The sequence below is a fragment of the Acinetobacter sp. V2 genome, from assembly GCF_001188385.1.
GTDB lineage: Bacteria > Pseudomonadota > Gammaproteobacteria > Pseudomonadales > Moraxellaceae > Acinetobacter > Acinetobacter oleivorans.
On sequence record NZ_JZFB01000003.1, the window covers coordinates 58474 to 60202 of the forward strand.

General features: G+C 41.1%; 2 protein-coding genes and 1 pseudogene. All 3 read left to right on the forward strand.

Translation table 11 applies throughout. The annotated features are described in order from the left end of the window. Nucleotides 1–263, forward strand: a pseudogene (locus UC75_RS21290) (LysR family transcriptional regulator); the annotation flags it as partial. Nucleotides 264–399: 136 nt separating this feature from the next. Further along, nucleotides 400–921 carry a sigma-70 family RNA polymerase sigma factor gene (locus UC75_RS11225; protein ID WP_003653184.1) on the forward strand — a complete coding sequence of 174 codons (522 nt, stop codon included), beginning with the start codon at nucleotides 400–402 and terminating at the stop codon, nucleotides 919–921. Beyond that, a partial coding sequence (locus UC75_RS11230) for a FecR family protein (RefSeq protein ID WP_228137296.1) occupies nucleotides 922–1729 on the forward strand: 808 nt, incomplete at its 3' end.

The following is a 1729-nucleotide window of genomic DNA, read 5'->3' on the forward strand; positions in this document are numbered from 1 at the left end:
AAAATGGGGTAGAACTAAACATTGTATTTGAAGCCGACTCGATTAGTTTACAAACGCATTTGGTTTCCGAATCTCGCATGTACACCATGCTGGGGCCGCAAGCGTTAAAGAAGGCCAGCCAATACACCTCAATTCAAGCCGCAAAAATTATTAACCCTGCGCTCAAGCGCTATATTTCTTTGTCTATTTCTAAACATGGCTATTTAACGCCTGCGTGTAAGGCGGTGATGGAAGAAATTAGAAATCTTGCCGATTTGCTTTAAGAGAAGTGCAGCAAAGCGAGCGGGCAATTAATTCAATTTATTAAACAGTGATTTAAGTTTTACTTGAATTATTGCTTGACTTGTTTAAATGATAATTATTATCATTTGTGGGTTCCTTGTTTTGAGTCCAATTGCTGTGAACAAAACTTCTTTGCTTGTAGATCAGTTATATAGAAGTCACCAAAGCTGGCTTCACCAATGGTTGAGACAAAAATTAGGTAATACTGATCAGGCCGCAGATCTGGTTCAGGACACATTTATTAAACTGCTACAAACGCGAGACGAGCTATTCGGCATTAAGGAACCGCGTGCTTATTTAACCTCAATTGCTAAAAACCTACTCATTGACCAAGTGCGCCGTAAACGCATTGAACAGGCCTATTTAGATGGCTTGAGCCAAATGGAATATATGCTTGATGCAGTGGCTTCACCCGAAGACCAGATGCAAATTATTCAAGCGATTAACCAGCTTTGCAAAGCACTCGAAGGGGTTTCCGAAAAAGCACAGCAAGCTTTTATTTTGCATTATCTCGAAGGCTATACCCATAAAGAAATTGCCGAGCGTTTAAATGTGTCGACCAAAATGATTCAAAAATATTTGGCGAGCTGCTTAATTCAGTGCTACCAAAATCGACAAGACATGGACGCTTGCATTTAAATGGCCATGGATAAAAGCAAACATCACCAGCTTGTTGAAGAAGCCGCGCATTGGATTGTTCAACTGAGTTCAGATGATGAAAGCTCACGAAAAACCGCCAAGCAAAAATTTGAAGAGTGGAAAAAAATCAGTGAACAACATCGCCAAGTGGCTGTCGATATTGAACAGTGTATTGGTTCAATTCAAAAACTTTCCCAAACCAGCGGACATAAAAAAGTCACTAAAGTTGCCCTTAAAGCTGGCCTAAACTCAGGCAAAGCTTATAAACATTTACGGGCAGGAACAGCTTTTGCCGTTGTGTTTGTTGCCATGAGTGGGGCGTTATTTTATTTAACCGATACTACAGTGGCCTATGTGACTGCCGACATTCAAGGGCAATCGGGGCAGTGGACTACGCAAACCTTACCAGATGGTTCACGTTTAATTTTACGTGGTAAAAGCGCAGTTAATCTTGATTTTAAAACCAACCAGCGAGTGGTTGAGTTGGTGCAAGGTCAAATTTATGTCGATGTTGCTAAAGATAAGACCAGACCCTTTTTGGTCAAAACCAGTCATGGGCAAATTCAGGCACTCGGCACAGCTTTTAGCGTAACCTATGACCCTTCGGCAACTGAACTCAAAATGTTGCACTCAAAGGTAAAAGTAGAAGCGACACAGGTTAAAACGCTCCAATTGCATGCGACTCGTCAGGCGATTGTTGAAGCAGGGCAAGCCATTAAAATGGACAAAAATGGCGTACAAAAATTGCCTGCACTAAATGTGTATAACGAACAACAAAAATGGCAAAAGCATCAACTTATGGTAGAAA